The 13,233-nt window shown below is 66.7% G+C and carries 12 protein-coding genes; 5 read left to right on the top strand and 7 right to left on the bottom strand.

The window, feature by feature from the left end; all coding sequences use genetic code 11:
- Positions 1-123 precede the first annotated feature (123 nt).
- The gene (locus ACILR9_RS03360) at positions 124-720 is read left to right on the top strand and encodes a lysostaphin resistance A-like protein (RefSeq protein ID WP_395708466.1); all 597 of its coding nucleotides are present in this window, start codon (positions 124-126) and stop codon (positions 718-720) included.
- A gap of 139 nt (positions 721-859) precedes the next feature.
- On the opposite strand, the gene ACILR9_RS03355 is transcribed toward ACILR9_RS03360, so the two are convergent.
- Positions 860-1,462, bottom strand: coding sequence for a 2-hydroxychromene-2-carboxylate isomerase (locus ACILR9_RS03355; RefSeq protein ID WP_395708465.1), 603 nt, complete (start codon positions 1,460-1,462; stop codon positions 860-862).
- Positions 1,463-1,636: 174 nt separating this feature from the next.
- On the opposite strand from ACILR9_RS03355, the gene ACILR9_RS03350 reads away from it, so the two are divergent.
- Genes ACILR9_RS03350 through ACILR9_RS03335 form a run of 4 tightly spaced genes read left to right on the top strand, consistent with a single transcriptional unit; the run spans position 1,637 to position 5,312 of the window.
- Complete coding sequence (locus tag ACILR9_RS03350; protein ID WP_395708464.1) at positions 1,637-2,521, top strand: hypothetical protein; 885 nt, start codon at positions 1,637-1,639, stop codon at positions 2,519-2,521.
- A gap of 8 nt (positions 2,522-2,529) precedes the next feature.
- A complete protein-coding gene (gene dapF / locus ACILR9_RS03345) occupies positions 2,530-3,378 on the top strand; it encodes a diaminopimelate epimerase (RefSeq protein ID WP_395708463.1) in 849 nt (282 codons plus the stop codon).
- A gap of 9 nt (positions 3,379-3,387) precedes the next feature.
- A complete protein-coding gene (ftsY, locus tag ACILR9_RS03340; RefSeq protein ID WP_395708462.1) occupies positions 3,388-4,716 on the top strand; it encodes a signal recognition particle-docking protein FtsY in 1,329 nt (442 codons plus the stop codon).
- Entirely contained in the window at positions 4,713-5,312 is a 600-nt protein-coding gene (locus tag ACILR9_RS03335) for a septation protein A (RefSeq protein WP_395708461.1), read from the top strand. The genes ftsY and ACILR9_RS03335 overlap by 4 nt, the downstream gene beginning before the upstream one ends.
- 157 nt (positions 5,313-5,469) lie before the next feature.
- On the opposite strand, the gene ACILR9_RS03330 is transcribed toward ACILR9_RS03335, so the two are convergent.
- From ACILR9_RS03330 to ACILR9_RS03305, 6 genes are all read right to left on the bottom strand, one after another.
- Entirely contained in the window at positions 5,470-6,570 is a 1,101-nt protein-coding gene (locus tag ACILR9_RS03330) for an ABC transporter ATP-binding protein (protein ID WP_395708460.1), read from the bottom strand.
- Between the two features lie 10 nt (positions 6,571-6,580).
- On the bottom strand, positions 6,581-7,591 hold the full coding sequence (locus ACILR9_RS03325) for an extracellular solute-binding protein (protein ID WP_395708459.1): 1,011 nt from the start codon (positions 7,589-7,591) through the stop codon (positions 6,581-6,583).
- 25 nt (positions 7,592-7,616) lie between these two features.
- Positions 7,617-9,344, bottom strand: a complete 1,728-nt coding sequence (locus ACILR9_RS03320; protein ID WP_395708458.1) for an ABC transporter permease — start codon at positions 9,342-9,344, stop codon at positions 7,617-7,619.
- A gap of 314 nt (positions 9,345-9,658) precedes the next feature.
- Entirely contained in the window at positions 9,659-10,993 is a 1,335-nt protein-coding gene (locus tag ACILR9_RS03315) for a Rieske 2Fe-2S domain-containing protein (RefSeq protein ID WP_395708457.1), read from the bottom strand.
- 342 nt (positions 10,994-11,335) lie between these two features.
- Complete coding sequence (locus tag ACILR9_RS03310; protein WP_395708456.1) at positions 11,336-11,932, bottom strand: NUDIX hydrolase; 597 nt, start codon at positions 11,930-11,932, stop codon at positions 11,336-11,338.
- Positions 11,933-12,016: 84 nt separating this feature from the next.
- The gene (locus ACILR9_RS03305; protein WP_395708455.1) at positions 12,017-13,222 is read right to left on the bottom strand and encodes a phosphoglycerate kinase; all 1,206 of its coding nucleotides are present in this window, start codon (positions 13,220-13,222) and stop codon (positions 12,017-12,019) included.
- Positions 13,223-13,233: the final 11 nt, after the last annotated feature.

Below are 13,233 nucleotides of genomic sequence, written 5' to 3'. Positions count from 1 at the left end.
GAAATCGGCACGACCGATTGAACGGGCGGGGTATAAGGCCTGCCGGGCACGGAGTCAAAAGGCTTGGCGGACCAGCATAACCCGTTGATTGAACAGGGTAATCCAAAGATCCACGGATGGTCCGTGGCGATCTGCATTGTCGCCCTGCCGTTGCTGGTGATGCCGGCGGTCTGGCTGGCCCGCCGCGACGGCACGCTGGCGATCATCATCGCCTTCTTCCTGGCGGCCCTGCTGGCGGTCGTCATATCGGTTGCGCCGCTCGGCCGACGGGCGGTTCCGGCGCTGGGAATTCGGGCGGTCGGCTGGCGGCCGATCGTGCTCGGTACGCTGGCGACGATCGGGCTGTCGGTGGCGGTCAGTCAGATCGGCCTCGACCCGAAGGGGATGAAGCAGGCGGTGGAAACCGCTCGCGATCCCGGTCTGTTCGCCCTGAGCCTGCTGGCGCTGGCCGGCCTGGCGCCGCTGGTCGAGGAGCTGCTGTTCCGTGGCATCCTGTATGGGTGGCTGGCCTGGCGGTGGGGCGGCGTGCTCGCCTGGATCGTGAGCTCGCTGGCGTTTGCCGCCGCCCATGTCGAGCTGGAGCACATCCTCCTGGTGTTGCCGCTCGGCCTGTGGTTCGGCTGGCTGCGCTGGCGTACCGGGTCGCTGTGGCCGTCCCTGGTGGCGCACGCCGCCAACAACGGCTTCGCCATCGCCGCGGCGGCCCTGCTCGGGATTTGACGACGCGGTACGAGATCGCGAGGCCAGAACAGCTGTCATCCCGAGCGTAGCGAGGACCTTTGCTGCGGCCTTAAAGGTCCCTCGCTGCGCTCGGGATGACAGGAATACTGTCTCGGCGGTCGTTGGCTTGTTTCAGACGTCAGGCTGCGAGCTTGCGATCGACGAAATCGAGCCGGTCCTGGCCCCAGAAGATCTCGCGGTCGATCACGAAGGACGGCGCCCCGAACACGCCCTGGTCGATCGCGTACTGCGTATAGGATTCGCGCTTTTCGATCATGTTGGGCGCTTCGCTCGCCTTGATCACCGTGGCGGCATCGAGTCCGCAGCTGGCGACGATCTCGTGCAGGGTCGCCGGATCGCCGGTGTTCTTCTCGTCCTCCCAAAGTGCCGCCAGCACGGCATGCGCGAGCTTGATGGCGTCGGCCATGCGGCCCAGCTCGCGCAGCGCGATCACGCATTTCGCGGCAGGCACCTCGTTGGCGGGAAAGAACTTGGGCTCGAGATTCATCTTCACGCCGAGATGATCACGCCAGCGCTTCAGCTCCATCATGCGGTAGGCTTGGCGCTGCGGCGCGCGCTTGGGCAGCGGCAGGCCGCCCGAGACCGAGAACACGGAGCCAAAATCGACTGGCCAGATCGAGACGTGAGCATTGTGCTTCTTGGCGAGAGTCTCGAAGCGTCGTGATGCGAGATAGGTCCAGGGCGAATTGAGCGAGACGTAATAGTCGACATGCTTGGCCATGGCTCCTCCTCCGTTGGGCCCGCGCGACTCCAGTCGCGCGTCTTTTGTGTGATCGACGGTGATCGCGCCACTGGAGTGGCGCGCCCCCAGCAAGAGGCTTCAGCTGATCGAGGGCGGCCGACTGTGGCGGAAAGGACAGGCGACAGCAAAGCGCAGTTGGGCCACCCTGACTCCATGGCGGAACAAATCATCGCGATCACCGGCGGCGATGCCGGCTACTTCGACCTGATGAAGGACTGCATCGCCTCCCTGCAGAGCGTGCCGGAGGGCCGGGCACTGGCGCTCGGCATCCTCGATTGCGGCCTGACCGACGAGCAGCGGGCCTGGTGCTGCGATCGCGGCGCCACGCTGGTCATGCCGGGCTGGGATTTCGACTTCCCCGGCCGCGACAAGCTCAAGAACGGCTACAAGGCGTTGACGGCGCGTCCCTTCCTGCCGCGCTATTTCCCGGGCTTCGACCTCTATCTCTGGATCGACGGCGATTGCTGGGTCCAGCAGGGTGATGCGATCGCGCTCTTCCTCGCTGGCGCCCGCACCGGAGCGCTCGCCGTGGCACCGGAAATCCATCGCTCGATGCGGCACTACCATCACGCCTGGGCGGAGTTCTCCGCCGTCTGCGGTGCCGCTTACGAAGCGTGCTTCGACAAGGCGACCGCCGAGCGCCTGGTGCGCTACCCCATGATCAACGCCGGCGTGTTCGCGCTCACGTCACGGGCGCCGCACTGGCAGGGCTGGGCGACCGTGCTGGGCGAGGCCTTGCAGCGCTCGACCGACATGACCGACCAGATGGCGCTGAACGTGCTGGTCTACGACCAGGGCTTCGCCTGCGAGCCGTTGCCCAGCCGGTGCAACTGGCCGGTCCATCATGCCACTCCGGCCTGGGATGCCGGGCGCGGCTTTTTCGTCGAGCCGGCCATGCCCTACGACCCGCTCGGCATCCTGCATCTCACGATCTACACCAAGCGGCTGGCGGCACTGGATGTGCGCGAGCTGGGCGGCTCCCATGCCGGCCAGGTCCGGCCACGCTCGTTGCGCTGGCCGGGGCGAACCGCCATATAGCGCGCAAGATGACGGGAACGCCCTTCCTCAAGATGCACGGGCTCGGCAACGACTTCGTCGTGCTCGATGCGCGCGGTGCCGCGTTCGATCTGACGGCCGACCGGCGGCGGACCATCGCCGACCGCCGGCTGGGCGTCGGCTGCGATCAGCTGATCGTGCTCGAGGCGCCGACCGAGCGCGACGCCGACGTCTTCATGCGCATCTACAATCCCGATGGCGGCGAGGCCGGCGCCTGCGGCAACGCCACGCGCTGCGTCGCCTCGGTGCTGATGGACGAGCGCAAGACCGACCACGTCACGGTGCAGACGATCGCCGGCCTGCTCGATTCGCAGCGCACCGGGACAGGCAGCAACGGCCTGCCGGTGATCTCCGTCGACATGGGGCTGGCGCGGCTCGATTGGCGGGAAGTCCCGGTACGCGCCGCTTGCGATACCAATCATCTGCCGGTCGGCGCGGGACCGTTGCAGGATCCGGTCGGTACCAACATGGGCAACCCGCACGCCACCTTCTTCGTCGCCGATGCCGACGCCATCCCGCTCGCCGAGCTGGGCCCCAAGCTCGAGCACGACAGCTTCTTTCCCGAGCGGGCGAATATCGGCGTCGCCCAGCTGCTGGGCGAAGGCCGCCTGCGCCTGCGCGTCTGGGAACGCGGCGCCGGCCTGACGCTGGCCTGCGGGTCGGGCGCCTGTGCCGCCGTGGTGGCGGCGAGCCGGCGTGGCTTGGTGAAGCGCAGGGCAGACGTCGTGCTCGAGGGCGGCACGCTCACCATCGAATGGCTGCGCGACAATCATGTGATGATGACCGGCGGCATCGCCGTCGCCTTCAAGGGCGAGCTCGACCGCTCGCTGCTTTCCTGAGGTGTCCCGGTGAGCGAGACGGAACCCGAGAAGAAGGGCTGGTTTGCGCGGTTGCGCTCCCGGGGAGCGCCGGCGAGCGAGCCTCCCAGGCCGGTAGAGCCCGAGATCGAGAAGGAGGCTGAGACCCCGGTCTCGACGCCGCCGACGCTTTCCGCAAGCGGATCGACGAGCGAGGTGCTCGACGCCCGGGCGGCAGCGGAGGTCGAGAAGGAAGAACAGGTCGAGAAGAAGGGCTGGTTTGCGCGGCTGCGTTCCCTGGACACCCCGGCGAGCGAGACGCCCAGGCCGGTCGAGCCTGACGTCGAGAAGGCAGCCGAGACGCGGATCTCGCCTCCGCCGTCTCCGGCAAACGGATCGGCGAGCGAGGCCCCCGACACCTGGGCGGCGGCGGAAGTCGAGAAGGAAGAAGAGGTCGAAAAGAAAGGAGGCTGGCTGTCGCGTCTGCGCGCCGGCCTTGCCAAGTCGACCAAGCGCGTCACCGAAAGCATCACCGCGCTCTTCACCAAGAAGAAGCTCGACCAGCAGACGCTCGACGACCTCGAGGACGTGCTGATCCAGGCCGATCTCGGCGTCACCGTGGCCTCCCGGCTGGTCGGCAAGCTCGGCAAGGAGCGCTTCGGCAAGGAGGTCACCGACGAAGAAGTGCGCGCCGCCTTCGCCGACGACATTGCCGAGATTCTGCAGCCGGTGGCGATGTCGCTGGTGATCGACCGTGCGAAGAAGCCGCACGTCATCCTGGTGATCGGAGTCAACGGCAGCGGCAAGACCACGACCATCGCCAAGCTCGCCAATCTCTACAAGAGCGAGGGCCGCAAGGTCATGCTGGCGGCGGGAGACACGTTTCGCGCCGCCGCCGTCGAGCAGCTCAAGGTGTGGGGCGACCGCGCCGGCGTACCGGTGGTTGCCAAGGGCACCGGGGCCGATGCTGCAGGTCTCGCCTACGAGGCGCTGGAGCAGGCACGGGCCGAGCAATACGACGTGCTACTGATCGATACGGCCGGTCGCCTGCACAACAAGTCGAATCTGATGGCCGAGCTGGCCAAGATCGTGCGCGTCATCCGCAAGCTCGATCCGGAGGCGCCGCATTCCTGCCTGCTCGTGCTCGACGCGACGACCGGCCAGAACGCCCATGCCCAGGTCGAGACCTTCAAGGCGATGACTCCGGTCGATGCGCTGGTGCTGACCAAGCTCGACGGCAGCGCCAAGGGTGGCGTGCTGGTGGCGCTGGCCGAGAAGTTCAAGCTGCCGGTGGTGGCCATTGGCGTCGGCGAGGGCATCGACGATCTGCGGCCCTTCGAGGCGCGGGCCTTTGCGCGCGGCCTGATGGGGCTGTCGTGAGCGACGGGGCAAGCGCCGATCGCGGCGGCCTGCGCAAGCTCTATGCGACCGCGCTCGAGCTGGGGCCGCTGCTGCTGTTCTTCGTCGCCAACGGCAAGTGGGGCATCTTCATCGGGACCGGCGTGTTCATCGTCGCGACGTCGGTGGCGTTGCCGCTCTATCGCGTGCTCGAGAAGCGTTGGCCGGTCATGCCGCTGGTTGGCGGCTTCTTCGTGCTGGTGTTCGGCGGGCTGACGATCTGGCTGCAGGACGAGACCTTCATCAAGCTCAAGCCGACGATCGTGAACTGCCTGTTCGGCGTCATCCTGGGCGGCGGCCTGCTGCTGTTCCGCCGCCCGCTGCTGAAGCCGATCTTCGGCACCGCCTTCCGGCTGACCGACGAGGGCTGGTACAAGCTCACCGTCCGCTGGGCGGTGTTCTTCTTCGTGCTGGCGGCGATCAACGAGGTGATGTGGCGGAACTTCCCGACCGACACCTGGATCGCCAGCAAGATGTTCCTGAGCTTCCCGCTCACGCTCGTGTTCGCCTTCTTCCAGGTCCCGCTGCTCAAGCGCCACTGGGACGGCGACGACAATCCCTTCGCTGGCAAGGAGTGATCATCCCCTCCCCAGCGTGCAGCTGGGGAGGTGTCGCCGTCTTACGGCGACGGAGGGGCATGGTCTTCCGGATCGCCGGCGTCCCGCCCGCTCATGCTCATGCAGGTGAGACGCCCGCGGTCCAAATGAGGGGGCTTCGGGTCACCCGCGTCACTGCTCACGCCTTCAACGCCCAGGCGTTGTCCGCGTCGACCAGCAGCGTCACCGTCTCGCCGACGGCGGCGGCACGCGTCGCCGGGCATTCGACATTGAGTCGCAGGCCTGCGGCGTCGACTGTCAACGACCGCCGCGAACCGCGGAACACGCACTCGACGACACGACCTCGCCAGGCCAGTCGATCGCCGGCCGGCGCGGCGTCACTTTGCCCGAGGGCAATGTCTTCCGGGCGGACCACCACGAGGACGGGTGCCCCGACCGGATGTGCCTGGCCGGCACGGCATGTGCCGCGCCCGTTGGCGCCCTCGACCGTGAGCGTATGGCCTCCGCGATCGTCGTTGAGACAGCCCGTCACCGTGGCGTCGATCAGGTTGGGCGCACCGAAAAAGGCGGCGACGTCGCGGCTGGCCGGCCGGCGGTAGACGGCTTCCGGCGCGTCGGCCTGCAGGATGCGGCCGCGCTGCATCACCACGACCCGATCGGACAGTGCCATCGCCTCTTCCTGGTCGTGGGTGACGTAGAGCGTGGTGATGTCGAGGCGCCGCTGCAGAGCGCGGAACTCGTCGCCCATCTGGGTGCGCAGCCGGGCATCGAGATTGCTGAGCGGCTCGTCGAGCAGCAGCACTTCCGGCTCGAACACCAAGGCGCGTGCGATCGCCACGCGCTGCTGCTGGCCGCCCGACAGGGCGGGCGCCGGCCGGTCGGCAAAGCGCTCCATCTCGACCAGGCGCAACGCCGCCGCCACCTTGTCGCGGATCTCGGCCCTGGCGACGCGCCGCACACTCAGCGGATAGGCGACGTTGTCGAACACCGTCATGTGCGGCCAAATCGCGTAGGACTGGAACACCATGCCGAGCTTGCGGTGATCGGGCGGCACGAACAGATCGGCGAGCGCATCGCTCACCACGCGGCCGCCGATCGCGATGCGACCGGTATCGTTGCGCTCCAGCCCGGCGACCATGCGCAAGGTCGTCGTCTTGCCGCAGCCCGACGGTCCGAGCAGGGTGACGAACTCGCCGTGCTCGACGGCGAGGTCGATCGCATCGACCGCCTTCACCTCGCCGAAGTGCCGGCCGACCGTCTCCAGGGTGACGCTGGGCACGGTCGGCGTCCTACTTGAAGATCTGCTTGGCGAGCTCGAGCATGGCGTCCTGGCGTTCCGGGACGGTGGTGCCGAGCGCCTTGGTCGCGAGCAGCACGCGGATCTCCTCGATCGTCTTCTCGACCACGCCTTTGACCACCGGATTGTAGCCGGCATTGGCGAAGACGAGCTGCGAGTCAGGCTCGAGATAATGGTTCATGAACAACCGTGCCGCATTGGCATGCGGCGCGTTCTTCAACACCGTCAGGTCGAACCGGACGTAAGGCCGGCCTTCGACGGGCACGATCGGCTTGACCGGCAGGCCCTTGAGGTTGTTGTAGTTCTGCAGCGAGAAGGGCAGGTAGAGCGGGTACTCGCCGCGCGCCACCCGGCGCTCGCTGTTCTGGATATCGCGCGAGAAAGCCGGCTTCTGGGTCGCGAGCTTCTCGAGGAAATCCTTGCCGAACGTGTCGTGCATGACGACGAAGAACACCGCGCCGCCGCCCAGCGCGCGATAGTCGTCGGACAGGATTTTCCCGGTCCATCGCGGATCGAGGATGTCCTTCCAGCTCTTGGGCTCGTCGCCCGGTTTCACCATGTTGGGGTTGATCATCAGGCCGTAGCTGATGACCTCCGCCGGGACGCGGATGTCGTCGGCCCCGTAGGGCGGCACGATGCTCTTGATGTTGGGAATGAAGCCATGCGGCTGGAAATTGCCGTCGCGGTTCATCAGCCAGGTCGTCGTGCTGCCGTTGTGATGGATGTCGCCGAGAAAGCGGCCGGCCGCCTGCTCGACCCGCACCCGCTCGCGCACCTCGCTGGCCCGTGCCTCGAGCATCTCGACCGTGATGCCGTACTTCTGCTCGAACGACTTGATCACCACCTTGTGGAACGGCGAGCCGATCGAGGCCGTGTAGATGACGAGCTTGCCTTCCTTCTTCGCCGCCTCGACCACCTTGGCCCAATCGTCGCCCTGCGCCATTGCCGGCGTGACGACGGCGGGGGCCATCGCGAGCAATCCCAGAATATCCCGTCGCCGCATCGTCCCTTCCTCCCTGAACGCCCCGTCACAGCGTGCTGATTCGTTTCTTGATGAAGCGCAGCTGGGCCCAGCGGAACACCAGCACCAGGATCAGCATGACGAGGCCGATGACGCTGACCTCCTCTGGCTTGCCGCCGAGCCACAGCTTCAGCATCACCACCGACAGCACCTCGGTGCCGGGCGCATAGAGCAGGATCGAGGCGCTGAGCTCGCGCATGATGCCGAAGAAGATCAGCACCCAACCGACGGCGAAGGCCGGCCAGGCCAGCGCGATCAGGATGCGGCCCAGGGTCTGCCACCAGCCGGCCCCGTGTACCCGCGAGCATTCCTCGATGTCGGTCGCGATCTGCTGATAGGCGGCAGAGGTGACGCGTACCGCCACCGGCGTGCCGAGCGCGATATAGGCCAGCAGCAGCGCCCACAGCGTGCCGTAGATCGGGATTGCGTGCGGCAGGATGGCGAAACCCCACAGGAAGCCGATGCCCAGCACCATGCCCGGCATCATCCAGGGCAGCCAGGCCAGCACGTCGATCAGCCGCCGGCCGCGCCAGCGCGTGCGCGTGATGACGTAGGCCACGATGCCGCCCAGCGCCATGGTTGCCGTCGCACCGGCGAAGCCCAGCAGCATGGTGTTGCGGAAGGCGCGCCAGAAGCCCGAATTCTCCCAGACGTTGCGATAGTGCTCGAAGGTCAGCATGTCGGCTTCGTAGAAGCCGAAGAACTTGAAGAAGGAGCTGAGCAGGAGCTGGCCGATCGGCAGGGCGACGCTCGCCAGGAAGAAGGCGACGCAGACGGCGAACGTCACCCAGCGCATCCAGCCCAGTCGGGTGATGTTGGGCGCGTAGCCCTTGCCGGTGACCGTGGTGAAGCTACGGCCGCGCAGCAGACGGTTCTGGAGCATGACCAGCAGGAACATCAGGGCGAGGGCAGCGAAGCTCAGCGCCGTCGCCGACTGGTAGTCGGGCTGCGCCCGCTGGGTGATCGAATGGTAGATCGTCGTGGTGATCACCTCGATGCCGACCGGCGTGCCGAAGAACACCGCCGATTCGAACGATTCGATGCCGCGGATGAAGCTCAGGAGAAAGGCGCTGGTGGTGACCGGCAGCATCAGCGCGAAGGTGATGCGCCAGAAGGTCTGCCAGCGCGTTGCGCCCGACATGCGGCTCGATTCCTCGAGCGAGGGGTCCATGGCGCGAAAGGCATCGACGACGAACAGGAAGATGAACGGCGTCGAATACTGCATCATGTGCCAGATCACGCCGCCGTAGGAATAGACGTCGACCAGCGTGCCGTCGCCGCCGGTGAGCCAGCGCCACGCCAGGTTGATGGTGCCGACCTGGGCGTTGCCCAGCATCGCCCAGGCGGTCGCCGTCAGGATGGGCGGGATGAAGAAAGGCAGCGTGATCAGGATTTCCAGGACGCTGCGGCCCGGCGTGTCGGTGCGCGCCACGATCCAGGCCAGCAGCACGGCGAGCGCCAGCGCCAGCACCGTCTTGACCAGCGAGATGCCGATCGTATTGGCCAGCACGATCAGGCTCTCGGTCGTGGCGATGCCGGCATAGCCGTCGAGATTGAAGACGCCGGGGATGCCCGGCGGCGTCGAATGCAGGCTGCCGTAGAGCAGCATCACCATCGGGTAGAGCGACAGGAAGCAGAGCAGCAGGATCAGCGCGGCAATGCCGGCCGGCCGGCCGTAGCGCCACCAGCCGCCGAACAACGCCTTCTCACCCAAGGGGGCGACAACGGTCACCATCCTCGCGCCTCCTCCCAACCGAAAGCTCTCACTGCTCCTCTCCGCCGCTAGGGCAGGGCATTCCCACATGGAGGCGCCTTTCACTCTCCTCCCCAGCTTTGCCGGGGAGGTGCCCGTCATACGGGGAGGAGGGGTCATGAGCGTCAGTCCCGCTGCTCATGACCCCTCCGTCGCCGAAGACGGCGACACCTCCCCAACAGAGTTGGGGAGGAGAATGATTGAGCGCCCGTCTGCGAATGCCCTGCCCGCTAAAGGAGAGGAACATGAGCCGTCGGGCCCTGTGATGGCTGTCTGGTGCAGCCTTTTCTCGCGTGCTACTCGGCCGCCAGCGGCAGCTGCTTCCTGTTCAACAAGCCCAGCGGACTCTTGGCCGTCTGCATCTTCTCGGCGTAGGCATCGAGCCAGTCCTGCTCGACTGGCGCGACGAATGCGCCGCCGCGCGCGCCGAGATAGATGTCGGGATGATCGACGGTGACCGGCACCTTCTTTTCGTTCATCAGCTCCTGGGCCGCCTGCAGAAGGCGTCGGCGCGTGATGGCGATCATGCGGTCCGACGGGGCGAGGTGCTCCATCGAGCGGTCGACGATCTCGCCCATGCATTCGATCATCGCCTGGTCCTGCCGGCCGATGCCCTGGATGCCGGTGTAGTTGACGTTTTTCTGCATGTCGCGGTCGATCAGGTAGTCGTTCTCGCGCCGTGCCACCAGGCGCCACCGGCCGAACCAGTCGTTGGTGTTCGGCAGGTATTCCACGTCGGGCTTGAGGCCGGGAATCCAGTCGCCGTTCTTCAGCAGCTCGAGCGGACGCGTCTTCTGCTTCCAGGCGATGTTGTAGGTCATGGTGTGCGTGTCATCCATCGGCACGTTCAGGGTGCACGCGACCTGGTCCTCGAAGAAGCCGTTGGGCGTGAGGGTGATGAACGGGAACAGGAAATGGGCGAAGCGATAATAGTAGGTGCCCGGTTCGGCCGGCCGGTAGGCCGCGTACATCGTGCCCCAGTCGGTCTCGGTCGACTTGTAGTCCGGTGCGCGCTCGCCCACCGCCCAACGGTTGATCGTGGTCGGGTCGACGTCCTCGGTCTTGACGCCGCCGACATGCAGGAAGCCGAAATGCGAGGTGTCGATGTCGCCTTCGAGCGACTGGAACCAGTTGCACTCGCGCATGTGCATTCGGGTGACGCGCTCCGCCTCGGGCAGCATCAGCACCTCGATGCTGGGCAGCGGCGGCGCGTCCTTGCGCGTGCCCATGTAGGTCCAGACGAAGCCCGCGCGCTCGACCACCTTGTAGGCCTTGTTCTTGACGCGATGCTTGAAGTCCTGGGCCGCCGGCACGTTCGGCATGTCGAGGCAGTTGCCTTCGACGTCGAACTTCCAGCCGTGATAGACGCAGCGCAGGCCGCCTTCCTCATTGCGCCCGAAGAACAGCGAGGCGCAGCGATGCGGACAGCGGTGCTCCAGGATGCCGACGCGGCCGTCGGTGTCGCGGAAGGCGACGAGCTGCTCGCCCAGCAGCATGAGCCGCATCGGCTCGCCGTCGGCCTTCAGCTCGGACGAAAGGCAGGCAGGGATCCAGTATTCTCGCATCAGGTTGCCCATGGGCGTGGCTGGCCCAACGCGCGTCAGCATCTCGTTGTTGGCTGCAGTCAGCATGGTTTCCTCCAAGTTCGTCCGTTTACCGAACATTTGTACGATCGTAGCAAACGCCAGCAAGACCGGCAACGAAGGGTCGTGTCGAGATCTGCGGGCGTCTCCCTCAGTGGCTTGGCTTTGAAGTCTGGACGATCACCACACGCCGCATCCAGAGGAGCCGCGCGAAGCGCGGCGTCTCGAAGGATGGGCCTCAGGCATGGTGCCGGTTGCCCATCCTTCGAGACGCGGCTTGCGGCCGCTCCTCAGGATGAGGTTGTAGGGTCGCGGCGCTGACGTCCCGGCTCGAGCTGCCCGCCCGCGGGGGGGGGTATGCCGGGGGCGGGCCGACGCAGTCCTATGCGCCTACACGCCCGCGGGCTTGCGCGGCGGCCACAGGCGGGCGAGGTCGCCCGTCGGATTGGAGTAGGTCGCAAAGTCGATCCGCTCGCGCGACTCATGGAAGTGGGCCAGCGCCCACACCACGGTCGGGAAGGCGAGCTGGTCCCACGGGATGTCGGCCCAGTCGACCAGCGCCACTGCCTCGCTCTCGGGTCCGGCGGCAACATCGGCGCTGACCAGGCGCGCGCGATACATGATCTGTACCTGGCCGATGCGGGCGACGCTGTACATGGCGAGCAGGCGGTCGATCTCGATCTCGGCGCACGCCTCTTCACGCGCCTCGCGCTGGGCGGCCTGCTCGGTCGTCTCGCCGAGCTCCATGTAGCCTGCCGGCACCGTCCAGAATCCCCTGCGCGGCTCGATCGCGCGCTTGGCCAGCAGGATCTTGTCCTGCCAGGTGCAGACCGCGCCGGCGACGATCTTGGGGTTCTGGTAGTGGATGAACTCGCAACGGCCGCACACCAGGCGCTCGCGATTGTCGCCGTCTGGAATCCGCTTCTCGAAGTGATCCGGCGGATCCCAGGGCAGCCGCGGCCGGTCGGTCGTTGTCGGGGCACTCATGCCCCGACCCTAGAGCAGCCTCTTGCAACAGCCAACTCCCGTGCGCGCATTCTCGATCAGGGCGCGCCCTGATCGAGAATCGCTCTAGGCTGCCCGGATAAGCGCCGCAACGCCGGGCAGGGTCTTGCCTTCCATCCATTCCAGGAAAGCGCCGCCCGCTGTCGAGACATAGGAAAGCTTGTCCTCGACTCCGGCCGCCGCCAGCGCCGCCACCGTGTCGCCGCCGCCGGCGACCGACAGAAGCTTGCCGGCGCCGGTGAGGCGCGCCACTTCCTGGGCGAGCGCCACGCCGCCCTCATCGAACGGCTTCAGCTCGAAGGCGCCGACCGGTCCGTTCCACACCAGGGTGGCGCAATCGCGCAGTTCCGCGATGTAGTTGGCGACCGACTTTGGCCCGATATCGAGAATCAGCTGGTCGTCCGGACAGGCCTTGGCGTCGACCACCTGGTGCGGCGCCTCGGCCTTGAACTCGGTGGCGACCACGACGTCGACCGGCAGCAGCACCTTGCATCTTGCCGCTTCCGCCTTGGCGAGGATTTCGCGCGCCGTATTGGCGAGATCCTTCTCGCACAGCGACTTGCCTACGGCGAGGCCCTGGGCATGCAGGAAGGTGTTGGCCATGCCGCCGCCAATGATCAGCTTGTCGACCTTGCCCACCAGGTTGCCCAGCAGGTCGAGCTTGGTCGACACCTTGGCGCCGCCGACCAGCGCGCACACTGGCCGCTTGGGATTGCCCAGTGCCTGGTCGAGCGCCTGCAGCTCGGCCTGCATCAGCCGTCCGGCCGCGGCAGGCAGGAGATGGGCGAGGCCTTCGGTCGAGGCGTGGGCGCGATGCGCGGTCGAGAAGGCGTCGTTGACGTAGACGTCGCCCAGCACCGAGAGCTTGTCGATGAAGCCGCTCTCGTTCTTCTCCTCTTCCTTGTGAAAGCGCAGATTCTCCAGCAACAGGATCTCGCCCGGCTTCAGGAGACGTACCGCATCCTCCGCGACTGGGCCGATGCAGTCCTCGGCGAAGGCCACTGGCTTGTCGAGCGCCCTGGCCAGCGGTTCGACCAGCGGGCGCAACGACATCTCGGGCACGCGCTTGCCGTCGGGTCGGCCGAAATGGCTCAGCACGATCACGCGTGCGCCTTTCGACGCCAGCTCGGCGATCGTCGGCGCCGCCCGCTCGATGCGCGTGGCGTCGCTCACCACGCCCTTCTTCATCGGCACGTTCAGATCGACGCGGACCAGCACACGCTTGCCCGAAACGTCGAGCGAGTCGATCGTCTTGAAAGTGGCCTTCGGCATATGCTCCCCTG

Origin of the sequence: Reyranella sp. (assembly GCF_044224635.1) — a bacterium.
Classification (GTDB): Bacteria; Pseudomonadota; Alphaproteobacteria; order Reyranellales; family Reyranellaceae; genus Reyranella.
The sequence above is the reverse complement of the archived record's forward strand: the minus strand, read 5'-3'. Positions and strand labels throughout refer to the sequence as shown.